The organism is Allosphingosinicella sp. (genome assembly GCF_059502505.1).
Genome location: NZ_JCACEU010000016.1, coordinates 576,942 through 601,031 on the forward strand (window position 1 = coordinate 576,942; position 24,090 = coordinate 601,031).

A 24,090-nucleotide genomic window follows, 5' to 3' on the forward strand; every position below is an offset into this window, starting at 1 on the left:
TATCAGCCTCAATCTTCTTGAGGCGAGCCCGATTGCAGCGCTTCGTTGCCGGTGCCGGTGACCGGGCCGTTCGCGTCCGGCTGGCGGCCCTGTTGCTGGCCCGGTGCGAGCTGCGTCGGCTGCGTGTCGCCCGACTGAAGCGTCTCGTTGCCGGTGCCGGTGACGGGCTGGTCAACGGCGCAGTCGGTCCGATCATCCGGGCAGACCGGCTCGAGCGCATCTTCCGACAAATAGATGTCTTCGTTCCCGGTCCCGGTGACGGGCTCGTCGACCACGGACAACAACGGGCCGTCCTCGATGTCGATCAGGCGGGAGAAGCCGATCGCCGGAGGCCGCGTCTCCGAATCCTCCTGCTCCAGTTCCTCGATCAGATCCTTCGCTCGGGTGAGCGGGCTCTCCGGAAGGATGATTACGCCGCAATTGAAGCCGGTGATGAGGCAGCCGTTGACCGTCGAGCGCGCCGCGAAATTGGCTTGGCCGCCATTCGCGCCGACGATCGTCAGCTCGTCGATCAAGGCCTCGCCGGTGAACTCACCGCCGGCCGGATTCACCTGCCGGCCGTTGATGATTATCTCGACCGGCGTCGTGCTGTTGTTGGTGACCAGCGTGATGCCGCCGGCGCCCGCCGACAGGCCGGCGCGGTCGTCCGGTTCGTCGCTGTTGATGCCGCTGTTCTGGACATGGATCTTCTCCGATGCCGAGAGACGGATGCCGTCGGCGCGGACGAAGCCGGCATTGTCCGCCGTCCCGTCATTCTGGCCGAGGCGGTCGCTGCGATCATCGATATTGTTGATGCTGCCGAGCTCGCCGGCCGCGCCGCGGCTGGCGATCACAATCGAGCGGGCTTCGATGTCGACCGAGCCGGCAAGCGCGCTGCCGTTGGTGACGGCGATGCCTGCACCCGCCGCATCGGCGAAGAAGCTGTCGCCGGCGCTGACGCGGACACTGTTCGCCGCGGTGGCGCTATCGAAGGCCAATCTACCGGTCATCTCGACGTCGCCGCCGGCCGCGAGAGTGAGGCGGCCTGTGACGTTCGGGTTGCCGGCGCCAGCACCGCGGACGGTGAGCGCGTCGACCTGCATCGAACCGCTCTCGCCCTGGCTGCTGATCGTGACATCGCGCGAGGCGAGGCGACCGAACTCGGCATTGTCGAGCCGATAGCCGCTGCCGGTCGCGCTGCCGCCGATCACCACCGGCGAATTGGCGCCATTGGCGGTGATCTGGATGCCGGTGGTGCGCTGGGTGGTCCCGACCTGGGCGTTGGAGCCGATCGCGATGTCTCGCGAGGCGAGGCTGATCTGGGTGCCGTTGACCTGGCCGGTCAGGCCGAGCGTGCCGCCGGAGCTGGCACTGACCTGAGCGGACGCATCCGCCCGTTCGACCTGCAGGTTGCCGGCGCTGGTGAGGGCGACATTGCCTGCGCTCGCCGTGGCGGACCGGACGGCGAGGGCGCCCTGCGCGTTGAGCGTCACCGAGCGGCCGGCCGCGTCGACCGGCTGCCCCGATTTCAGATCCTCCGAGACAAGGACTGCGCCGCCGCTGGAGGTGAGGGTGACGCCGCCGCCCGCATCGATGCGCGCGACCTGGATGGCGCCGCCCGCGTCGAGATCGACCGACTGGCCGGCATTGGCTTCGGCGAGCGTGATCGTCGTGGCGGCGGTTCCGAGGATGGAGCCGCCTGCTGTGAGGGCGTCGGTGCTCGCGATCGAGGCCTGGCTGCTCGACAGGTCGATCGCGTCGGCGGCCGTGCCGGTCGCCAGGGCGATCGTGCCGGCGGCGGCGACGGTGATGTTGCTGCCGTCATCCGCTACCGCAGCGACAGTGCCGTAGCCGTTCTCGCCGCCATCCTCTGCGTCCGGACCTTCGCCGGTCGTGACCACGAGGGTGCCGGTGAAGGCGCCGCCGCTTTCCGCGGTGAAGTCGTCGCCGGCCCTGGCCGAGCCGACATCGATGTCTCCCGCCGAGGCGAGACGGATGTCGCGGCCGGCGGTGCCGTCGGCCAGGGTGACCGAGGCGCCGGAGATGGCGATGTCGCTGCCGGCAAGCGCGGTCCCGACCGATGCCTCGCCGCTGGTCGCGGAGAGGGTGATCGATCCGGGTGTGGTGAGTGTGCCCGCAGTGATGGTGCTGCCCGAGCCGTCGATGCTGCCGGCGCTTGCCGTGCCGAGCACGAGCGCGCCGGGCGTGTCGAGGTTGAGCGCGCCGCCGATGACGACGCTACCGAACTCGATCGACGAGCCTTGCGCGAAGAGCTCGCCGCCGGCCGTTGCCGCATCGACGCTGAGCGCGCCGCCCGCATCGAGGGAGAGATCGTCGCCGGCCGCAAGGCTGCCGGTGTCGATCGCGCCTTGAGAGGCGAGCGCGATATCGCCGCCGGCATTCACCGCCGACAGGTTGAGATCGAAGGCCGCCGAGACGAAGACGTTGCCGCCGGCCTCGATCAGGTTCGCTTCGGGCGCGCCGAGGCGGAGGATGCCGCCCTCCTGCGAGACGAGGCGCAGATTGCCGACCGTCTCCGCGCTGCCGAAGCTGACATTGCCGACAGCCTCGACATCGATGTTGAAGCCGTCGCCTTCGCTGTCGGTGCCGGTGCCGGGAGCCGAGGCCGCACCGACCAGAGCGGTGCCGCCTGCGAAGATCGAGATGTCGTCGCCGGCGCGTGCCTCCTGGACCGTGACGTTTCCGTTGGCGTCCAGGTTCACGTCGCCCTCGCTGGCGAGGGAACGGCCCGAGATCGAGCCGCCGGTCGTGGCAAGCATGAGGTCGTTGACGACATCGACGTCGGTGAGCGCGATGTCGCTGGTGGCGCTGGCGTCGAACTGGGTGGTTTCGATCAGTCCGGCGCTGTCGATGCGACCGTTGCGGGCAGTGAGGCTGATGCGGTCAGGCGCACTGCCGTTGTCGAGCCGGATCGAGCCTGCCGCATCGACGAGGATGTTGCTGCCGTCGCCCGGGCCGTAGCCGCTTTCGCTCGCGTCCTCACCCAGGCCCGTGGTGGTGATCGTGCCGCCGGTGAAGCTACCGCTCGCGCTGGTTGCTTCGAAGTCGTCGCCGGCCTCGGCCGCGGTGACGCCGATCGCGCCGTTCGCCTCGAGCACGATGTCACGCGCCGCGGTGCCGCTCGTCAGGCTGATGCTGTCGGCAGAGACTGCGATGTCGCTGCTGGCGAGGAGCGATCCGAGGATCGCCGCTCCGCCGGCGCTGACGAAGACGCCGCCGCCGGAGGCCGTCAGGCTGCCCGCCGTCGCGCCCGCATCGGCTTCGAGGTTCACGAAGCTGCCGGCGCTGACCGCATCCACGTCGATGCCGGTGCCTGGACCGCCTTCGCCGCCCAATGCGCGGATGTCCGTCTCGTTGGCCGAGACGAGCGAGCCGCCGCTGAAGCCGCGCGACCTGACCGAGATGAAGCTGGCAGAGTCCGCCGTCTCGATCGAGGCCTGATCGTCGGCGAAGACCGTGATGCCGCTGCCGCCTTCACCGCCGGTGAAGGTGCCGTTGGTCACGGCTCCCGCCAGACTGACATTCTGGGCACTGGCGAAGATCTCGCCGCCGGCCTCCGCGGTGCCGGTGAGCGCAATGTCGCCGCCGGCAAACAGCGAGATGTCGCCGTCGCTGGTGAAGTCCCGTCCGGTCACCGAGCCGTTGGCCGAGAGGAACAGGCTATCGCGCACCAGCACGTCCGTCAGCGCGATATCCTGCGCGGCGTTGGCGCTGAGCGATTGCGCGTCGAGCAGACCGCCGCTCCTGACCGACCCTTCGGAGGAGGTCAGGATGATTGAGCCCGGGGTGGTGCCGTTGTCGAGACGGGCGTCGCCGAGGGCGGTTATGCGGATGTTGGTGCCTGCGTCGGAGCCGTAGCCGCTCTCCGTGTCAAATTCGCCCAGGGTCGTCGCCGACGCGACCGAGGCCGTGCCGCCGTCGCTGGTGACGAGGATGTCGTCGGCCGCGGTCGCGCTGCCGATGACGATGTTGCCGGCGGCATTGACGAAGAGGTCGCTGGCCGAGTCCGCGCTGCCGATGTCGGCCGTTCCTGCCGATGTGACGAAGATGCCCGTGAAGCTTTCCCCGCCGAATTCAGGATTGGTCGTGGTGAGATCGCCAAGCGAGATGCTGCCGTTCTCGGTCTCGGCGGTGATGCTGTCTTCCGCCAGGATCCCGGCGGTCGCGCCGAGGATCGACTGGCCCGCATCGAGATCGACTCGAATGGCCTGGATCAGCGGCACCGTCGCGCCGGCATCCTGTTCGAGGGTGATCGAGCCGCCCGCATTCACGTCGAACGAGAAGCCGGCCGCGATCGTGCCGTCGCCTACGCCCTCAAGTCTCGCGTCATTATCGACGTCGATGTTGACGGACCCGAACACGTCCATGCGACCGGCGTTCGTGACCAGCTCGAAGCCGATCGCGTGCGCCGCATTGTCGCCCGACGCTTCCACATTGAGGCTGGACACCTGGAAGGAGCCTTCGGCCGCGCCGGCAGTGTCGAAAATCCCGATGGTGCCCGCGGAACCGGCCGCGCTGCTGTCGTCCGCATTCTGCCCGCCGGAGCCGGAGGCGAAGAGATTTACCGACCCTGCCGCCAGTGCGCCCGCGTCACTGCCATCATCGGCAACCGCGATCCGGATGGTTCCGCCCGTGCCGGTGCCGCCGGAACCGCTAGGAGCCGAGGTAACCGGGATTTCCGGCTGGCTTTCATCCTCAGGCGTCTCCGGATCGTCCGGTACCGCAGCCCGGCCTTCGCCGCTGCCGCCAAAGCCGGCGTTGCCGCCGCTCGCAGTGGCGTTGGCCGTGACGTCGCCGAGCGTTGCAGTGCCGCCCGCGATGTCGATGTCGACGAAGCCTGCAATGGCATCACCTCCATCGGCGCCGAGCCCACCGGTGTCCCCTACCTCCGAGCCATTGCCACCGTTCCCGGCGTTGCCCGCGCGGGCATAGGCCTCCGCCTGAAGGTCGCCGCCACCTTCGCCGGAAGTTAGCGTGATGCTGCCTTGCCGCAGGGTGGCAAGTTCGATCCTGCCACCCTCGGCGTCGCCGCCTCGGCCGCCATTGCCGCCGCGATCGCTGTCGCCGCCATCGCCGCCTTCACCGCCGAGGCCGAACGAACCGAGGGTCGCGCCTGCCAGCGTGATCTCGCCGGTTTCCGTCGCGGCGAGGCTGATCGTTCCGCCTAGGCCTTTGCCGCCTGCGCCGCCGGCGAGACTTTCGGATCCGCCGCCGTCGCCGCCAGCACCAATTGCAGTAAACTCGATCCGGCTGAGGATTCGATTGATGCCGGCCGTGGAGACGAGAGCGACCGTGCCGCCCGTGCCGGCGCCGCCCGCACCGCCTGCCGCTGTTTCGAACGGATCGCCTTCGTCGCTGCCGATGCCTTCCGCGCTGACGAAGCCGCTGCCCCCCGTGCCGCCATTGCCATTGGCCTGGGCGCTGACATTCGAGATATTCACGTCCGCCGCGCTGAGAATGATGTCGACACCGCCCTGGACGGTTCCGTTTTCAGTGGTCGTGTCGCGGCCGCCGCTGCCGTCGCCTCCCGCCCCGGATAGGCCGCCGTCGATCACGCCGGTGCCGCCATTGCCGCCATCGCCACCGATGCCGCCGGCCAGCACCGTTATGCCGCTCGCGAGCTGGTTGAAATTGACCGCCCCTGTAAGGCTGAAGACCGCATGCCCTCCCAGCGCAGTGCCGCCGCTTCCGCCGTTCCCGCCGGTATTTGCTTCGCCGCCGGTGCCGCCGACGCCGCCGCGGCCGTCGCTGACCAAGTCGACGCGTCCGATCGTCAGCGATCCGTCCGCAACCGACAGGCTCGCCGTTCCGCCGCTGGCATCGCCGCCGCGTCCGCCGTTGCCGGCGACGCCACTGAAGACGTCACCCTCGCCACCTCTGCCGCCGTCGCCGCCATAGCCTTCGGCCAGCAACCTCAGCAGTGTCACGATCGGGTCACTGGTATCGCCGTTCGAGAAATCCAGCGTGCCGCCGGTGACGTCAATCTCGATGGCTCCGCCGGTCGCCTTGCCGCCGAAGCCGCCGTCGCCGCCGAAGCCGCTGCCGCCGCCATAGCCGCTTTCTTCGCCGAAGCCGCCGTCGCCACCCAAGCCCCCGCGCGCCTCCGCGCGGAACTCGGGGGTGAAGTAGCTGGTGTTGCCGTAGCCGTCCTCGACCTCGGTCGGCCGGATGTTAAGCACGCCGTCCCCGGAGGTCTGGAGCCTGATACCGCCGCCGATCGCTTCGCCGCCGGCTCCACCGGATCCGCCGTCGCCGCTGAACGAGCTGCCGCCGCTGCCGCCTTCTCCGCCGATGCCGCTGACCTGGAAGCCGAAGCCTCCATTATCGACCCGGTCGAAGGTGCTGAGGGTAAGGCGTCCCGAACCGGAGCTCGCGAGGGTGAGCTGGCCACCCTCTCCAAGCCCGCCCGCACCGCCATTGCCGCCCGCGCCTTCGCCGCCAAAGGCGCCGGAGCCGCCATCGCCGCCGATGCCGTCGGCGCTGACCGCGAGGGAACCGATCGTGGTGTCGCCCGCAGTCGAGCGCAGGATGATGCTCCCGGCAGCGCCGATCCCGCCGTCGCCGCCGTTGCGGCCGTTGCTGCTGAAGGCGGAACCGCCGTCGCCTCCGAGACCGTCCACGTCGATATTGAGGGTTTCGATCGAGGTGGAGGCAGAGAATTCGAGGAGGACGTCGCCGCCGATCCCGTCGCTGCCGCCTGTCGCGTCCATCGAACCGGTGGCGTCGCGCCCGGCGCCGCCGATGCCTTCCGCATTCAGCGTCATCGCATTGGTGCTGAGCGCGCCCGCGATGGTCGCAGTGATCGTTCCGCCCGAGCCGTTGCCGCCGCTGCCGACACCAGGACGCGCTACCCGCGCGGCGGTGAGGACCTCGTCGCAGCAGATCGAGCCGAGGCCGCCGCCAAGGCCGACCGATGTCATCGTCACGCTGGTGGCCGAGACCGAGCCGCCCGCCGCAACATCGAGGGTCGCATCGCCGCCCTGGCCGTCGCCGGACCGGACACCATCGTCCGTGGGGCCGCCGCGTGCGTCGGAGAGGAGCGCAAGCTCACCCGCGACGCCGATGCTGCCGCCGCTCGCCAAGACGCCGACATCGCCACCTTCGGCATTGCCGCCGGTCACAGCGCCGAAGCCGGCTCCCGCGGTGGCGCTGATCTCGAGATCGTCGCTAAAGGTGAGGGCGCCTCCGCCCGTCGCCGACACGGTGGCGCTCCCGGCGAGCGCATCGCCACCCTTGTTGTCGGAAAGCCCGCCCTCGCCGCCGAAAAAGGCGAAGTCCCCGGCATCCGCCTCCACCGAGGCGAAGCCGGTGGTGGTGATCGCGCCGCTGCCGCTGGCGAGCACCGAGGCTTCGCCGCCCTCAGCATTGCCGCCGAGCGTCTCGCCGGCGCCGCCGAGCGCATTGGCGGAGACGTTGAGCGACCCTTCGATGGCGAGCGTGCCGCCCGTTGCCTCGATCTTCGCGATGCCGCCCAAGCCGTCGCCGCCGACCGCCGTGCCGCCTTCACCCGAAAAGGCATTGCCGCCACGGGCATTCGCCTCGACACTGAGGCTGCCGACGGTGAGGGAGCCGCTGCTGAGCGAAATCACGGCGGTGCCCGCCTCGGCATCGCCGCCGCTCGAGGAGAAGAAGCCCGCGACCCGCGCATTCGCCCGCACGAAGACGTTGCCGTTGATGTCGACGCTGCCGCCCTCGACCAGTATCTCCGCCGTTCGCTCATTGATGGCGCTGGTCCCGAAGCCCGACGTCTGCAGACTGGCGTCGAGGTCGGCACCCCCGCCGAAATCAGGATCCGATCCGATGTCGATATCCGAGCCAGCTCGGGCGATGAGGCTGGCGCGAGCGGTGGACGCGCTGTCGCTGCCCGACACGTCGAGCAAGAGCGAGCGAGCGATGTCGATGCGGCTGTTCGCGCCTGCCTCGAGCGAGGCGCCGCGCGTTCCCGTCAGTTCCAGCGCACCGCCGAACGTCAGATCGTCCAGCGCCACGCCGCCATAGCCGGTCTCGTTCCGCGCGATTGCGGTCGCACTTGCGGTGCCGGTTGCGCGACCGATCACGTCGGCGTCGAAGGCGCTCCGCCCCGGGCCGTTGCTGACACGGATGTCGGCGGTGCTGTTCGCGGGTGCGTCGCTCCTCGACCCGATGAAGATGCCGTTCACGTCATGACCGGCCGACAGAACGATCCGGCCGTTGACCTGCGAAACGTCACTCGCCTGCTGGTAGGCGACATTGCCCTGAACCAGCATGGTCACAGCGTCATTCTTCGGCACCGCGACCATGATCGCCGCCCGATCGGTGGGCGCGTCGCCGTAGCCGCTCTCTCCATAACCCACTTCAACGTTCTGGATGGTCGTATTGCCGTCGTGGACCAGCGCGGCATCGCCGCTGCCGGTGCCGCCGACGCTGGTGCCGTCAGTGATCTGGATGTCGAACAAAGAGCCGTTGATCGTCATCGTCGCGGCTTCCGCCGCCACGTAGGCAGCAGTCCCGTTGACCGAAACGTTTCCGGACTGGACGACCCGCGGCGCGATCAGCGCGACGTAAGCGTTGCGGCTGCCAGCGGTGATGTTGCCCCGGACCTCGACCGCAGCCCGGCTGCCGTCAGCCGCCCCAAATTGGAAAGTGCTGTTCCCCTCGTTCAGGAACCCCGCTTCATCGGTGATATCCGCGGCACTCAGCAGAAGGCTGCCGACGTTGAAGCTGCCCGTCGCTCCAACCATGATGCCGGTCGGGCTGTAGAACCACACCTGACCGCCGCGCGCGCCCCCGGCAGCGGTGGTCAACGTGCTCCGAACCGTGCCGTTGAAGGCAATCGGGCGGTTGGGAGAGCCCATGATGCGGTTGAGGACGATATAGTCCTGACCGGAGCGCCCGCTGTTGTTGACGAAGTCGGCGGTGTGCCCATTCGGGAGGAAATCGATCGGATCTGTCCCGCCGGCGGTGTCGTCGGTGTTCCAATTGATGATGTTGCGGTTTGCATTGACCGTCACTGTGGTCGTCTGCGTGCCGGTCGTGATGCCTCCGGCTCCACCCGCGAATACGCCGTTCCCTTGAAAGCCTTTGGTGAGGTCCGGCACGGCCTGTGCCCGCACCGGCATGTGCACCGTCAGCGTCGCGATCACGGCGACGGCGCATGACGACAGGAGCCGGTTGCGGCGGGGGAGGGCGATGGGGACGATCGTGGACATGAGGGTCAGTCCTTGGGCAAGATCAGCGGGTCCACGGCAGGAGGCGCGTGGTGAAGGAGATGAGCAGGCGCGGGTCGGCGCGTTCGGTCTGGAGGCCGGCGCGCTTCAGCGGCACCGCCAGCGCGACGTCCAATCGGAAGCGGTCGCCATAAGCGGCGCGGACGCCCGCGCCGGCGGAATAGAGGCTCTGCGAGCCGGACATGGCGTCGCGGTTGTTCCACACCCAGCCAGCATCGAAGAAGCCGAAGGGCTGGAAGGCGAACTTGTCGGCCGCTTCCGGTGCGGCGTTGCCGATCCTGATCTCCGACTGGAAGCCGAAGCCGCTGTCGCCGGTGATGACGCCCGGATCATAGCCGCGGCCCACGGTGTAGTTGCCGCCGGAGAATTCCTCGAAGGCGAACAGGGGATCGTCGCTATATTGCGCCCGCGGGGCGAGGCTGAAGGCGATGTTCGGGACCGGCCGATATTCGGCAAGCGCGGCGGCGCGGACCACCGTGCCCTTGGCTGTGCCGGGGATGCGGCTCGGCTGCACTTCGCAGGCGGCGCAGAAATCGGTCGCGTCGAGAACGTCGAGGCCCTGGCGCAGCTCGATCGTGCCGCCGAAGCGCCAGCGCGGCTGGAAGGCGGTGAAGCCGGGCAGGGCGCCCAGGCTCTGTTCGTCGATGGTATCGAAATCGGCACGGGCATAGATGATGCGGAGCTTATCGCGGTTCAGGGTCTCGCCGAGGATATCGATCTCCTGGTTGACGAGATCGAAGCCGATCGCGCCCTGCACGTTGGCCGATTGCGAGCGCACGAAGGGATAGGTCGCCTCTAGCGAGGCGAGGAGGGTGCGGGACTCGATGTCGAGCTCGGGATTGCCGCCGGGCTCGGTCCAGGCATGAGTAAAGCGGCCGGCGAGGCGCAACCCCTCCGCACCGATCGCGAAATCGTGCGAGAGCTGGAGCACCTGCTGCTCCTCGAAATCGGCGGTCGAATAGAGGCCGACCGTGGTGCGGTCGCCGAGGCCGGTGAGGCCGTTGATCTGGGCGCGCAGCAGGCCGCCCCAGCGGCCGACGTCGCGGGCGCCGTAATTCTGGACGTTGAAGTCGACTTCGATCGGGGTGTGCAGCACCGCCACCTCGCCGATCACTTCGCCAGGCGCCGTGCCGGCGGGGCGGAGGGTCAGCCGGACGTCGTAGCCGGGCAGGTCCTTGGCGAGCAGCAGGTAGCGCTCGGCCTCCTTTTCGTTGAAGACCGGCATCTCCTGGAGCGCGCGGAGGAAGCCGGCGATCGTATTCTCTGAGCGGCCGGCGTCGCCGCGCACCTGCACCGAGACGATCCGCGCCATCAGCACGTCGAACCGGACGATGCCGTTCTCGATCTCCTGCGGCGGCACCTGGACGGCAGCGAGATAGCCCTCGCGGCGCAGGATGGTGGCGGCGCGGTCGCGGATCTCGCACACCGTAGCGATCGGCACCGTCTGCCCGACGAAATCGGCGAAAGCGGGCCTGAGATCGGCGGCCGACAGCCCCGTCAGATTGTTGAAGACGACGTCGCTGAGCGTGAATGTCACGCCCTGATAGTCGGGTGCGGCGAGCGGGCAGGGGGCGCGCTCGACCTCACCCTCCACCGTCAGGCGGGCGGGCGGCGCCGGCGTCGGCCTCAGGTCGGGGCGGTCGATTTCCTCGCGGGTGGGCGCGGCCTGCGCCGGAACGGTCTGTGCCGAAAGCGGCGCGGCGATGCCCCCCGTCGCAACTGCCGCCAAGAGTGCCGAACGAATGTGGCACATGAATCGCATGCCGGTCTCCCCACAGCCGGCGTTTCCTGCCTTGCCCCCATCTCGCGTCGAGGCGGTATCAACCGCCCTTTGGCTCGTGGCTGCCCGTGGCAGACGAACGCTAAGCCCAACTTGGCCCCGAACGGATATTTCTAGTCCCCCCGCCCGGGACAGTCCCTGTTCCCCTATGGAATCAGCGGCAAAGCTCGCCTCTGCCGCCTCATGGCGAGGTGACCGAGCCGAAAACCATCCGATTCCAATGCCTGAGACCGTACTCGCCGCAGGCCTGCCGCACAACCGGAAAGCACTGCTTTCCCAATCTTGTACGGGTCGTTCAGCCGGTTGTGGACGTGCCGTCGTCGGGCAGCCGCCTTTCCTCGATCAGCAAGTCGAGCTGTGCCTGACATCCGTTCTTGATGAGCGACGAGGCCGTTTCCAAAAGATCTATGGGCCTGCCCGGCAGCATCCGGAACTTGAGACTCGTCTGACCCGACTTGTCCCAGCTCAGCTTATACTCGGCACCATCGTTGATCGGAGTGTCGGACGGCCAGGCGAGCGTGGCCGCACCGGCGGGCCAGGTAATCGTGCGTCTGGCGCCATTTTCGGCCAGAAAGGTCAGCATCCTCTGCTGCGCGGCGTCCGCGCGCCAGAGCGTCACGTTCGCCGGATCCGCGACGCAGACGGTGGAACTCTTCGCCACGTCCACTGGCCAGATGTCGGGGCTGCGCAGCGGCGTGAGGCCTACACTGCGCACGGCGCCGATGCGGGCGCGGCGCTGCGGCGCGGCGATGCCGGTCAGCCCCGCCGTCCGGCTCGCCGCCTGGGCAGGACCGCCCGGCGTGAAGCTTCCCGGGCCCTTCAGCTCGCGCGTGCCGCGGCCGTCGAGGACGACCAGCTTGTCGTTCGCCTGCAAGGTGATGCGCCCGTTCTCCGGCAGCGACTTGCCCGGCGGGAAATTCTTCGCCGAGGGACCTGCGGACCTCACGACCAGGATGTCTGCCGAAGCTGCGGCAGTGGCGACAGAGGCGGCCAGCACAGCAGCCGCAAGATGCATCTTCCTCATTTTACTTCGACCCCAAGACATAATGGCCTCCCGGCCCCGCTTCCCTGATGCGATACACGAAATTGGCCAGCGCCGCATCCTCCTTGTGACGGACGGCGATCTCGCCAAATTCTGTAAGCGCGCTCAAGTCTCCGCCATCGAACCTTTCCCAGAGCTTTACCAATGTGCGCCTCAGCCCCCTGTCCATTTGCGGCACCGGCTCCCAGACCTCGACCGGCGTCGAGCGGCCACTGAGCACGATGCGGCCCATCGGGCGGAAGATGTCGAGGGTTGATTCCACGCGCGCCTCGCTGCTGACGAGGATCGTGGTTTTCAGCGACTTGTTCGCGGATTCGAGTCGCGCGGCGGTATTCATGCCGTCTCCAAGTGCCGTATACTGGATCCTTCCTTCGCCGCCGAAATTGCCGACGACAGCCTCGCCGCGATGAAGACCGACGCGCGTGCGACCAAGTTGCGGAATGTCGGGTCCTCCGGAGGCGGCAAAGGCCTCGCCCGCCTCGTACATGGCGATCGCGGCGCGCATCGCCCGGTCGGCATCGTCGTCCCGGGCGATCGGCGCGCCCCAGAAGGCGACCACCGCATCGCCGACGAACTTGTCGATCGTGCCGCCATGCTCGAGCACCACGTTGCTGAGCACGTCGAGATAGCGGTTGAGCAGGCCGGAGAGCTGCTCCGGCGTGATCGCATGGCTCAGCTTGGTGAAGCCTTCGAGATCCGTGAAGACCGCGTAGATCCGCCTCTTCTCGCCCTTCAGCGCAAGCCGCTCGGGATCCCGCAGGATCTGGGCGGCGATGTCGCGCGGCAGATATCGGCCGAGTGCGGACTGCGCGAACTTGCGCTGCTCGGCGCCGATCACCCGCGCCGCCGCTCCGACCGCTGCGAACGCGAAGACCCACCCCATGCCCCACCCGAAAGCGGGGAGGCCGAGTGTGTCTACATTATTGGCGTGGAGGAAGAACGGCAGCGACACGAAGAAGAGGAACTGGCCGATCAGCACCAGCGCCAGCCGCCATGCGCGCATGTCGAGCAAGGCGGTGAGGGCGCCCGCGAGCACGACGAAGAGGGCAGTGAGCCAGAGCGTCCATGGCGAGATCGCACGGGGCATACGGCCGTCGAGCAATTGGGCGAGCAGGTGTGCGTGGACCTCCAGACCCTTCATCATCTGGCCGTTGCCGCGCGTCATCGGAGTCTCGAAATCGTCGAGATCCTGGATGTCGCCGCCGATCAGAACGTAGCGCCCCTCGATCTGGGATCGCATCGCGGGGGCCAGCTCGCCGGCGAACAGGTCGATCGGCAGCCTCGAGAAGACCGGATAGTCCTCCGCCTTCGGCAGGCGATAGGCGATCGCGCCTTCATAGGTGCGAAACTCCGGATGCCCCGGCGCGAGCGCATTTGGCATCAGCGGCGGGAGGGAGGCGGGCCGGTCGGGCCAGCGGCGCATCACATTATCCTGATCAGGGCGGATCCGGATGCTGGTCGGCTGCACCGGTCCCGGCGCCGCCTGCGCAAGGAACCCGCGCAGGAACTCTTCCTGCCAAACCTGCATCTGCTCCGGATTGCTCGCATTGGTCGCATAGGCGAAATAGATCGGCGTCTTCAGCCGCCGCAGCGTCTCGATCAGCAGCGGGTCTTCCTGCTGGGGCTGGTCGATCAGGATGTCGACCGCGATCCCTTTCGGGTTCATCGCGTCGATCGCGGCGAGCGCCTGGGCGAGCGTGCGCCGGTCGAGCGGCGAGCGCTTCTCGACCCGGCGCAGCGTGTCGTCGGTGTAGACGACCAGCGCAATCCGTTCGTCCTGGTCGACCTGCGGCGCGGTCAGGATGACGCGCGTATCGTAGAGTGCCCGCTCGGCGTCGCGCGCCAGCGGGACCTGCCAGCCGTAGCGCGCGAAGAGCAGGCCCAGCACGACGAAGGCGAGGGTGACGAGCAGCCGCAGCGGCCCGATCTGCTTCAGCGCGCGCTTTGCCCGCGTCCGCCAAGGCGGAACCGCGGTCGCTTCCTCGGTCATCGCGTCCAGGGCTCTGGCCCGGTCAGCGCGCCGTCAGCACCGGCCGGCTGCCGTCACCAATCACGGCGAAGCCCGACCAGTAATAAGGATGCGACGTCTCCGCCTCGTTCATCAGGCCGAGCTGCGCGGTGCGCAGAGCCGCGGTCGTCGAGGTGCCCGGAGGCGCCCTGAACATGCCGCTGATCAGCCGCTCGGTCGCATCGTAATTGTCGGGCAGCGGCCAGTGGCTGGCCACCACCGATCGGCCGCCGGCGCCGACGAAGGCGCGGACCAGCCCATCCAGGGCGAAGTCGCCGCCGGCGGCAAGCCCCGCCTCGCGGGTCGCCGCGGCGCCGGCCGCACTGGCGGTGTCGCAGGCCGACAGGATGACGAGATCGGCGTCGAGCCGGAGATCGAAAATCTCCTTAAAGGTGAGCAGGCCGTCCGACTGGAGCGCGCCGTTCGGTCCCGTCTCGAACGAGGTCAGCAGAGCCGGCTGGGCCGGGCATTCCGGCTTGGGCGCCGAGACGAGGCCGTGCGTGGCGAAATGCAGGATGCGATATTGCGAGAGATCGCCCTGCTGCTTCAGCTTCGCATCGGTGAACTCGTTGCCGGTCAGCAGCCGCGCCGCCTGCGCACCGATCACGGAGCGGGCGGTGACGAGCTCGCTCGCCGAAATCGGGTTGTTCCAGGCTTCGAGCGGCCAGGCGCAGTCCGCACGTCCTTCCGTCACGCGGTTCACACCGGCAAGCTGCACCGTCGCCGGCACGCGGCTGTTCTCGCCGAGGCCGAGATATTCAAGCGGCGCCCTTGAGGTCGGCGCCGCGCGGACGTCGCGGAAGGCGCGGGCGGACACGGCCGTCGAGATGTCGCGATCGCGGCCCAGCCAGGCCACGTTGCGGAAGTCGAATTCGTCGCGTTGCGCCTGCGCCCGATAGGTCGCGACGCTGGCATCATCCGTCACGAGCAGGTTGAGCGGCAGCTTCAGCATAGCGCCCGCCGGTTCGAAGATGATGTGCTGCGCGCCGGTGAGGCGGCTCGATACCGGCCCGAACAGATCGGCATAAAGCCGCCGCGCCCGGGCGAGATCGAACGGATAGGTGAGCTGCTGATCGTTCTCGATCACCGAGATGCTGTCGCGAAGGGCGTTCACCGTCTTGTCGAGCTGGCGCGTCGAGATGTTGGTGCGGTAGGCCGTCGCTCCGTCCGGGGAGACCAGCATCGCATAGACTGCGCCGCCGACCTGCGCCATCTTGAGATAGGCCTCGCCGGGCTTGAGGCTGGAGCGCAGATCCTCGAGCGTCAGAGCCTTGGTCGAAAGCGCACGGAAGCGCGGAAATTCGCCGAGCCGGGCCTGTGTTGCCGCCTGGTTCGCCTGCAGCGTCTCGAGCTCCCGCGTAAGGGTCGCGACCTGACCTTGCTGTTCGGCGCTGAGCTCCGGCATCGAATTGAGGCGCGCCAGCGTGACGCGCGACTGCTCGACTTCGCGGGTGAGGGTGAGCGCCTGGCGGAACAGGCGGGCTGCCTCGTCGTCGCCGGCGCTGAGCTCCCGGGCGAGCGCCGCCTGCGTGCTGGCGACGCCGGGGCGGACGAGCGTCTCGCCGGCTAGGAAGAAGTCGGAAACCAGCTCCGGCCTCTGCGGGATCTCGCGCGCCAGCAAGGCGAAATAGGGCGCGAGCATATCGCTCGAAATGTTGTTGGCCAGCGCGCCGCTGCCGGCCCGCTCGACGATCTGGCGATAGATGCCGATCGCATCGTCGGTGCGGCCGCGCCGGGCGAGATAGGCGGCGAGCCGCGCATTGGCGCCAGCGACCGCGATCGACTCCGGATATTCGATGGCGAGCACGTCGATGGCTTCACGCAGCAGCCGTTCGGCGCCAGCCTGATCGTTCGCCTGCTCGGCGATCAGCGCCTGTTCGTTCAACGCCTGCGAGCGCAGCCGCGCGATTGACGTGACGCGGCCGTCGCGAATGGCGAGCAGGTCGGTGACCGCGCCGGCAAGTGCCGTGGAGGCGTCTGCGGTCTGGCCCTGGCGCCGCATGATCGACCCCGTCAGCAGCCGGGCTTGGGCGTCCAGGATCGCCGCACGCTCCTCGGGTGTGAGGCTGGTGCTCTGGAAGCCGGCGAGCTGCTGCGCGAGCGGCATCGAGCTGTTGATCATCTCGGCCTCGGACGCGCCGATCACCGCGTCCTTCTTCATGCTGCTGACCATCGCGCCGGCGCTGTCGATCGGCCGCTCCAGCACCCGTTGCGCCTCGGCGAACTTCTGCTGGTTCATCAGGTGCAGCGCGCGGAAGTTTCGCCGCAGCCTGAGCTGCACCGAATCGGCCGTCGGGATGATGTCGGCCTGGAGGAACAGGGCATCCGCCTCGGCGAAGGCGCCGAGATTGGAGCGCTGGAGCGCGCGGTTGATCAGATATTCGCCGAGATAGCGGCGGCCGTCCTGGTCGTTCTGGGCGCGCTGGAGCAGGGTGTCGAAGAACTCGGCAGCCTCGGCATAATTGCCGCTGTTGTTGCGGCGATAGCCTTCGTCGAGCGCCTCATCGAGATCGAGCGTGCCGGCCTGCACCCGGGCGAAGGCGGCGGGATCGCCGGCTTCGGTCGCGGCGATGGCGATCTCGCCCGGCAGGATCCGGTCGGCGACGACTGTCCGGAGGCCGAGCGCCAGCGCGCTGTCATAGCCGGCGAGCCCTTCGGCCACGTAGACGGTGCGGCCGCGATTGTAGGAATAGACGCGATAGGCGACTTCGGAACCGGCGAGGGTGCACTGGCCGACGGCAACGGCGCGCAATTCTTCCAGCGACCGCGTCTCCGACTGACCTGGGCAATTGACCTGGCTCCGGCGGATCTCGGCGAGCCTGGCAAGCGGATCGCCGCCGGCCTTGCGCAAGGCGTAGATGCGGCCCACGGGCTGGGCCGCGTCACGGCAGACGATCGAGTAAGCGCGGTCGAACATGCCCTTCACGGCGGGGTCGACGCCGCTGCTCTGGACGCGGCAAAGCGTGTCGCCGCCCGTCCCCAGCCGGAAGCTGTTCTGAAGCGATGGCCGATCCTCGGCCTGACCCGCCATTGCCGGTGAGGCGGCCGCGCCCGCGGCCAGCACCATGATTCCAAGATATGTGCGCACACCAGCCTCCCCGCAGCCGCCGCAATGCGAGCGGGCCGCGCCTGTGCCGGCCTGCTCGCCCAATTTCCCCTGAACCCCTGCCGACATCGCTCGACTCAATGGCGCAGGGTAAACCTTCTTGGGGTTAAGTCCATCGACTTCGCCGGCTTTTAGCGCGCTCCCGCGAGCTCTGCCTGGGTCCAGGCGAGGTCGGCCAGCCCCTCCAGCCCCGCCACCGCAGCTTCGGCATGGGCCGAGGCGGCGGTCCCGCGTGCCACCCGGCCCTTGATGCCGTGCAGGATCGCTGCGAGGCGGAACATGTTGAAGGCGATGTAGAAATCGAGATGTGGGATGCCCCGCCGCCCGGTCCGCTCGCAATAGGCGCGGACATAGTCGGCTTCGGAGGGGATGTTGAGTGCCGCCAGGTCGAGACCCGCAAGCCCTGCCGTAATCCCCGCAGGCATACGATACATCATGAGATGATATGAAAAGTCGGCGAGCGGGTGCCCGAGTGTCGACAGCTCCCAGTCGAGGACAGCCAGAACACGAGGCTCGGTGGGATGAAAGATCATGTTGTCGCAGCGGAAGTCGCCATGGATGACCCGGGCCTCCGCGTCGTCGGCGGGAATGTGCTCGGGCAGCCATGCGACGAGCCGGTCCATGGAGCGCACTCGGCCCGCCTCGGCATCCCCCAGATATTGCTTAGACCAGCGGCCGATCTGGCGTGCGAAATAATTGCCTGGCTTGCCGTAATCCTCAAGGCCTGCCGCGACTGGATCAATGCGATGAAGCGCGGCGATCGTCGCATTCATGGCGTCGAAGTAAAGCGGGCGCTCTACGCGGCTCACCTCGGGAAAGGTCGCTTCCCAGAAGATCCGGCCTTCGACCATCTCCATGACGTAGAAGGCGGTGCCGATCACGGCTTCGTCCTCGCAGAGGCCGAAGGCCTCTGCGACCGGAAAGCCCTGGCTGCGAAGTGCCGTGATGACGCGATATTCCCTCTCGACGGCATGGGCGCCGGGCAGAAGTTTCCCCGGTGGCTTCCGGCGCAAGACGTAGGAGCGGGCAGGGGTGACGAGCTTGTAGGTGGGATTGGACTGGCCGCCCTTGAACTGCTCCACCTCCAGCGGACCACTGAAGCCGGGCACGTGATCCGCCATCCATTGCTCCAATCTGGAGCGATCGAAACGGTGCGCTGTTCTTACCTCGATTGTCCCGCTATTCTGCGCGCTTCTGTCCATCCGCCGCGTCTCTCCTTCCGGGTGGTCTGAATTGACGCTATCAGATGCGCCGGGGGTTTACGATGGCAGCGCGGCCTGATCACGTGGCGAGTGCGGCAAGCCCGGCGGTGGAGACCGGCCGCCGACAATTGTTCGACGACGTCACCGCCCGCTGCACCGGCCTCATCACCCGCATCGCGCTTTCCTATGAAGCCGACGAGGCGCTCCGCCGCGAGCTTGTCCAGGACATCATGCTGGCCGTCTGGATTGCTCTGCCGAGCTTCCGCGGCGACAGTTCCCTCAAGACCTTCGTCGCCAGCATCGCCCAGAAGCGCTCGATCACCCACGTCACCCGCCGCGCCCGCGAGCCGCGCAAGGTGGAGCTTCCTGAGGACCTGCGTGCCTCGGGCGACCTCCCCGACGAGGTGGCGGTGCGCAACGACCTCAAGCGCCAGCTCACCGAGTCGATCCAGCTCCTGCCGCTGCCGCAGCGCGAAGCGATCGTGCTGTGCTTCGAAGGCTTCAGCTATACCGAAATGGGACAGGTGCTCGGCATCTCGACCAACGCCGCCATGCTGCGCTGCCAGCGCGCCAAGGCGGCACTCAAGTCCATAATGGAGAAAAGATCGTGAGCAGTGACCTTCATGATCTCGACGATCTGGCGGCGCTTTGGGCCGAGGAGCCGAAGCACGAGGAGAGGCAAGAATTCGCTGCGCTCGCTCGCCGCGTGAGCTGGCGGGCTGCGTTTCTCCATTACTGGGATATCGGCCTTGGCGTCGCCATCGCGGTCGGGGTCCTGTTCGCGGTTGTTCTGCAGCCGGCGCCGGTCACCTTTGCGGTCGGTCTCGTGGCAGCAGGCGGGCTGCTCTGGTCGACGTGGAAACGACACCTGCTGAAGAAGCAAGTGATGCTGCTTCTAGAGGTGAGCGAGCGGACCCAGTTTCTCGACCTTGAGATCCGGCGGGTGCGGACTGATCTGCATCGCGCGGTGGTGGGTCTACTCGCGACTCCCCCAGCAATCTTGTTGTTCGCCATGCTTACCCATAGCGTCGGACAGGGAGGAAGCCTTGCTGGTTTTGCCCAAGCTGCGGGCGCGAGATTGTTCGAGGGGCCGGTCGGGCCGGTTTCGTTGGCGGCCATATTGACCCTCCTTTATCAGCAATCCCAAATCGCCCGTCGACTCAACTGCGAGCTGCGTCGGCTCAAATTTCTCAGCGGCGAATATCGTCAAGAGGCCCGGCTGGACGGAGTGGCCCTCGGCTGAGCGTCTGCTCCGCCGAGAAAATCTTAACCATCGAGACTGGTTTCCAATTTCCCCGAGACTTGAGCGCTCGGGGGAAGGATTGGACACCGACCTGATCGGATCGAGCATCCGGTGTCGACGGCCGCCGTACCGGGCGGCCGCGCGAGCCGGTGTTCGTCTCGGCTAGAAGCTTCAGCCAGACTGGGAATGTCCTCTCCCTCCTCCTCATCAACTGGAGAGAGGGAAGCTCAACATGAAGAAAATCGACATCAGCCGTATCCCCGAATTGAAGACGAGCGTCGGAATGCAGGGCTCGGTCAAGCACAAGGAGGTCGGGGGCCCCGTCTGTCTCGGCGCCTTGCTCGGTGTCGCATACATGCTCGTCGCCGGCTGAGTTGCCGTTCGAAGCGCGGGCGGCGGGGCCGTCCGCGCTTCCCGTAAGGAGAGTTGTTATGAGAATAGGTCCTGAACTGAGCCTATGGCTCTTGGACCCTGATCGGCAGATGCGATCGAGAGCCGCCGCCGACACCGTGACCGAACGATGGTCCGACCACCCCCTGTTCGCCCATTTTCGCGCGGAACTAGCTGCAATGCCCGAGAGGGATCCGCAGAGCGTCTTGGCGGCGGCCGATCGATTCATGGATCGACTGGGGGAGATCGAGGCACTCCTCGAGAATTTCATCTCCCATGCGTGCGCCGACCCATTCTTCTCGCCGCCGCTCACGCCGGTGAACAGCGAGATCAACACGGGGTATCTGCTCTTCGCGGACGAAGGTGTGACGGTCGGCCTCGGCGTGATCAGCGCCGACGCGCTGGCGGCCAAACGCGTCTCGGCGAAAGGCCAGACCGCGATCGGCTTCACCGGCTTTCTGACCAGCTACCGCTTCCTGAAGGCAGGCGGCGCGACATTGTCGTTCTGGGAGACGCCTGAACTGACCAGCGATTTCAGCGGAGATGTGGCCGGAAGCTGCCGCTTCGCCGGGCGACGGCAGATCGAGGATGGCGACCGGCTTGTCATGGACGGCCGCCGCCAGAGCCTAGTCATCGAGCATCTGCACTCGGACATGCTATGCCTGCAGGCGAGCACCCAGGCGGGTGCAGCGCCGCTCAGCGCGGACTACGACTCCCGCACGTTGCGCTATCTCGGCGCCGTGAGCACCGACGAGGCCAGCTCACGGACGCAGATGATGACGACCCTGCTTCGTCTCATGGACCGGACGGACGCGGTGCCGGTGCTGGAGCAGGCGCTCCGGAGCGAGCATTTCTACACGCGCTGGCACGTCATGCGCGAGATGCTGGCACTGGATGCCGAGCGCGCGCTTCCATGCCTCAGGCGGATGGCCGACAGCGATCCTCATCCCGAGGTGCGCTTCGCTGCCACTCAGGCGCTCAGCCTGTTCTTTGAAGACGAACAAGAGGAGCCGCTGCAATGCCGCGCGTGATCCATGCCGACGCGAGCGACCAGATCGAACTCGGCGATCTGATCGAGATGCTGGAGACCGGCCCGTTCGACCCGCGGGACGAGGACTGCTTCGCCTCGTGGGGCGACGCGCTCAAGAAGCTGGCGAACAACCGCAGGTTCCTCAGCGACATCGTCCTCGAAGAGCTCAAGCAGCGCTGCGGCAACCAGGTCCGCGAGAACCAATATTCGCCGCAGGTGATCATGCTCTACGGCGGCTCGAAGAGCTTCGCGTTGCGCGCGAACTTCTGGCCCGCCGCGAATGACAGCATGGTCCATAACAGCGGCACCAGCCCATTCTTCTATGGCGTTCCGCACGACCATAATTTCTCGTTCCTGACGGTCGGCTATGTGGGGCCCGGCTATTGGAGCGAATATTACGAATATGATTATGAGGAGGTCAGCGGCTATGCCGGCGAACCGGTAGACCTGAGGTTCGTCGAGAAGTCGCGGCTCGATGAAGGCAAGGTGATGCTCTACCGGGCCCATCGCGACGTCCACAACCAGCTGCCGGCGGACCAGACATCGGTTTCGGTCAACATCCTGGGCTCGCCCGGAGGGAATGAATATCGCGACCAGTATCGCTTCGATGTCGAGCGCAAGTGCATCCACGGCATCCTCAACCGTGTCTCGATCGAATCGCTGATCGCGCTGGCGGCGCATTATGGCGGCGAGGCCGGACAGGATCTGATCGAAGCCTTCGCCGATCGCCATCCCAGCGACCGTATCCGCTTTTCGGCGCTGAGGGCGAAAGCCGCGTCAGGCGGGAGCGTCGGCGAGCGCGTTGCGCTGTTCGAGCGGGCGGCGAGGGGGGGCAACCGCTACGTGGCGGAGATGGCGAGGATCGAGGCGGCGAAGCTGGAGCGCGGCCGGGCCTGGATCGAGCAGGGTCCGGAGGCGCTGCAGCCGGTCTCCTAGCCGCCGGCCTTCAGCCTGAGCCTGTGAGCGTGGAGCAGCGGCTCGGTATAGCCTGACGGCTGCCTCGCGCCTTCGAAGAGGAGCGCCGAGGCAGCCTGTAAGGCGACGCTGTCCGGTGTCAGCGGCCGATAGAAATGGTCGCTCGCATTCTGGGCGTCCACCACCCGCGCCATCCGCCCCAGCGCCGCTTCCACGTCGTCGCGGCTGACGATGCCGTGGAGCAGCCAGTTGGCGATGTGCTGGCTGGAGATGCGGCAGGTTGCGCGGTCCTCCATCAGGCCGACATCGTGGATGTCCGGCACCTTCGAGCAACCGACGCCCTGGTCGATCCAGCGAACGACATAGCCGAGGATGCCTTGGGCATTGTTCTCCAGCTCCTCCCGCACCTCGTCTGGCGACCAGTCGCGACCTGCCGCGACGGGGATGGAAAGGATGTCGTGCAGTTTCGCAGGCGCGCGGTCGGCAAGCTCCCGCTGGCGCGCGGCAACGTCGACGCGGTGGTAGTGGATCGCGTGCAGCGTTGCAGCGGTCGGGGAGGGGACCCAGGCCGTGTTCGCGCCGGCCTGCGGGTGTGCGATCTTCTGCTCCAGCATGTCCGCCATGCGGTCGGGGATCGCCCACATGCCTTTGCCGATCTGCGCCCGCCCCCGGAAGCCGCAGGCAAGGCCGACGTCGACATTGTTGTCCTCATAGGACTTGAGCCAAGTCGAGCCCTTCATCTCGCCCTTGCGGATCATCGGCCCCAATTTCATCGAGGTGTGGATTTCGTCGCCCGTGCGGTCGAGGAAGCCCGTGTTGATGAAGACGACCCGGTCCTTCACCTCATAGATGACGGCCGCGAGATTGACCGAGGTGCGCCGCTCCTCGTCCATGACGCCGATCTTGATCGCGTGGCGGGCGAGGCCGAGCAGATCCTCGGTGCGGCCGAAGAGGCGATTGGCGAAGGATGCTTCCTCGGGGCCATGCATCTTGGGCTTGACGATGTAGATCGAACCCGCAGGGCTGTTGGCGCGGCGGCCGTTTACGTCGTGTAGCGCGATCAGCGAGGTGAACACGGCGTCGGCCAACCCTTCCTGCACCTCCTCGCCGTCGAGCCGCATCATCGGGTTGGTCATGAGGTGACCGACGTTGCGCACGAATAGGAGCGAGCGAGCCTTCAGCGTCAGTGTGCCGCCGCCAGGCGCCCGATAAATCCGATTCTCGGCGGCGCGGCGCTCGACCTGGCGTCCACCCTTGTCGAAAGTCGCCGACAGGTCGCCCCGCATCAGGCCGAGCCAGTTGCGATAAAGGCCGATTTTCTCCTCGGCATCGACGGCTGCCACCGAATCCTCGCAGTCCATAATCGCCGTGATGGCGCTTTCGAGGAGGATGTCGGCGACGTTGCCAAGATTGTGCCGACCGATCGGATGCTGCCCATCCACTACGAGCTCAATATGCAAGCCGTGATTGCGAAAGACGAAGCTCTCGCGCGACAAACCTTTCTGTGCGTTTCCCGCATATTGTTCCGGGCATCTTAGAAAGGCGCAGTCTTCCGGAACATCGACGAAGAACCGGCCGTCCTGCGTCTCGTGCCCCGCAAGCATTTCCGACCAGCTTCCTCTTTCGAGCGGAATTGCCTCGTCTAGGAACTGCCAACCCCATTCGATCACTCGTGCGCCGCGCTCGGGATCGTAGCCGCCGCCCTTCGGCAGGTCGCCCAGCACGTCGGTGCCGTAGAGCGCGTCGTAGAGGCTGCCCCAGCGGGCGTTGACGGCGTTGAGGGCATAGCGGGCGTTGTTGACGGGGACGACGAGCTGCGGCCCGGCGATCCGGGCGATCTCAGGATCGACATTTTCGGTGCCGATCCCGAACGGGGCAGGGGGATCGACGAGATAGCCGATCTCGCGCAGGAAGGCCTCCTCATCGGCGGGATCGGGCGCCTGGCCCATCAACTCATCATTGCGCGCGTCGATCGCCGCCTGCAGCGTCTCGCGCTTCCTGAGCAGCCGCTTGTTCTCGGGTGTGAGGTCGCGGAGCAGCTTCGCGAAGCCAGCCCAGAAGGCGGCCGGGTTAAGTCCTGTGCCGGGCAGCGCCTCGTCTTCCACGAAGGCTTTCAGCGCCCGGTCCACCTCGATCCCGGAGATCAGCTCATAATCGGCCAAGGCTTG

At 67.3% G+C, this 24,090-nt stretch carries 12 protein-coding genes; 5 read left to right on the forward strand and 7 right to left on the reverse strand.

From position 1 onward, the window contains the following. Positions 1-8 precede the first annotated feature (8 nt). The 6 genes from AC5JBD_RS11125 to AC5JBD_RS11150 form a co-directional block, all read right to left on the reverse strand. A complete protein-coding gene (locus AC5JBD_RS11125) occupies positions 9-9,188 on the reverse strand; it encodes a beta strand repeat-containing protein (protein ID WP_495721860.1) in 9,180 nt (3,059 codons plus the stop codon). Positions 9,189-9,210: 22 nt separating this feature from the next. Then, complete coding sequence (locus AC5JBD_RS11130) at positions 9,211-10,968, reverse strand: ShlB/FhaC/HecB family hemolysin secretion/activation protein (protein ID WP_495721861.1); 1,758 nt, start codon at positions 10,966-10,968, stop codon at positions 9,211-9,213. 313 nt (positions 10,969-11,281) lie between these two features. Further along, positions 11,282-12,010: a hypothetical protein gene (locus AC5JBD_RS11135; RefSeq protein ID WP_495721862.1), complete on the reverse strand. Its 729-nt coding sequence runs from the start codon at positions 12,008-12,010 to the stop codon at positions 11,282-11,284. Position 12,011: 1 nt separating this feature from the next. Further along, a complete protein-coding gene (locus AC5JBD_RS11140) occupies positions 12,012-14,018 on the reverse strand; it encodes a CHASE2 domain-containing protein (protein ID WP_495721863.1) in 2,007 nt (668 codons plus the stop codon). Positions 14,019-14,040: 22 nt separating this feature from the next. Continuing rightward, complete coding sequence (locus AC5JBD_RS11145) at positions 14,041-17,124, reverse strand: CHAT domain-containing protein (protein ID WP_495721864.1); 3,084 nt, start codon at positions 17,122-17,124, stop codon at positions 14,041-14,043. 149 nt (positions 17,125-17,273) lie between these two features. Continuing rightward, the gene (locus tag AC5JBD_RS11150; protein ID WP_495721865.1) at positions 17,274-18,344 is read right to left on the reverse strand and encodes a phosphotransferase; all 1,071 of its coding nucleotides are present in this window, start codon (positions 18,342-18,344) and stop codon (positions 17,274-17,276) included. A 62-nt stretch (positions 18,345-18,406) separates the two neighbouring features. Here AC5JBD_RS11150 and AC5JBD_RS11155 point away from each other — a divergent pair, with 62 nt between their 5' ends. From AC5JBD_RS11155 to AC5JBD_RS11175, 5 genes are all read left to right on the forward strand, one after another. After that, positions 18,407-18,955 carry an RNA polymerase sigma factor gene (locus tag AC5JBD_RS11155; protein ID WP_495721866.1) on the forward strand — a complete coding sequence of 183 codons (549 nt, stop codon included), beginning with the start codon at positions 18,407-18,409 and terminating at the stop codon, positions 18,953-18,955. Next, entirely contained in the window at positions 18,952-19,587 is a 636-nt protein-coding gene (locus tag AC5JBD_RS11160; RefSeq protein WP_495721867.1) for a hypothetical protein, read from the forward strand. Before AC5JBD_RS11155 ends, AC5JBD_RS11160 begins: the two co-directional genes overlap by 4 nt. Before the next feature lie 232 nt (positions 19,588-19,819). Further along, on the forward strand, positions 19,820-19,960 hold the full coding sequence (locus tag AC5JBD_RS11165; RefSeq protein ID WP_495721868.1) for a hypothetical protein: 141 nt from the start codon (positions 19,820-19,822) through the stop codon (positions 19,958-19,960). A 244-nt stretch (positions 19,961-20,204) separates the two neighbouring features. Continuing rightward, positions 20,205-21,008 (forward strand): HEAT repeat domain-containing protein, encoded by an 804-nt coding sequence (locus AC5JBD_RS11170; protein ID WP_495721869.1) that lies wholly within the window; start codon positions 20,205-20,207, stop codon positions 21,006-21,008. Continuing rightward, entirely contained in the window at positions 20,996-21,943 is a 948-nt protein-coding gene (locus tag AC5JBD_RS11175) for a transposase (RefSeq protein ID WP_495721870.1), read from the forward strand. The genes AC5JBD_RS11170 and AC5JBD_RS11175 overlap by 13 nt, the downstream gene beginning before the upstream one ends. On the opposite strand, the gene AC5JBD_RS11180 is transcribed toward AC5JBD_RS11175, so the two are convergent. Then, the gene (locus AC5JBD_RS11180) at positions 21,940-24,084 is read right to left on the reverse strand and encodes a malate synthase G (protein ID WP_495721871.1); all 2,145 of its coding nucleotides are present in this window, start codon (positions 24,082-24,084) and stop codon (positions 21,940-21,942) included. The genes AC5JBD_RS11175 and AC5JBD_RS11180 overlap by 4 nt on opposite strands. Between the last annotated feature and the right edge of the window lie 6 nt (positions 24,085-24,090).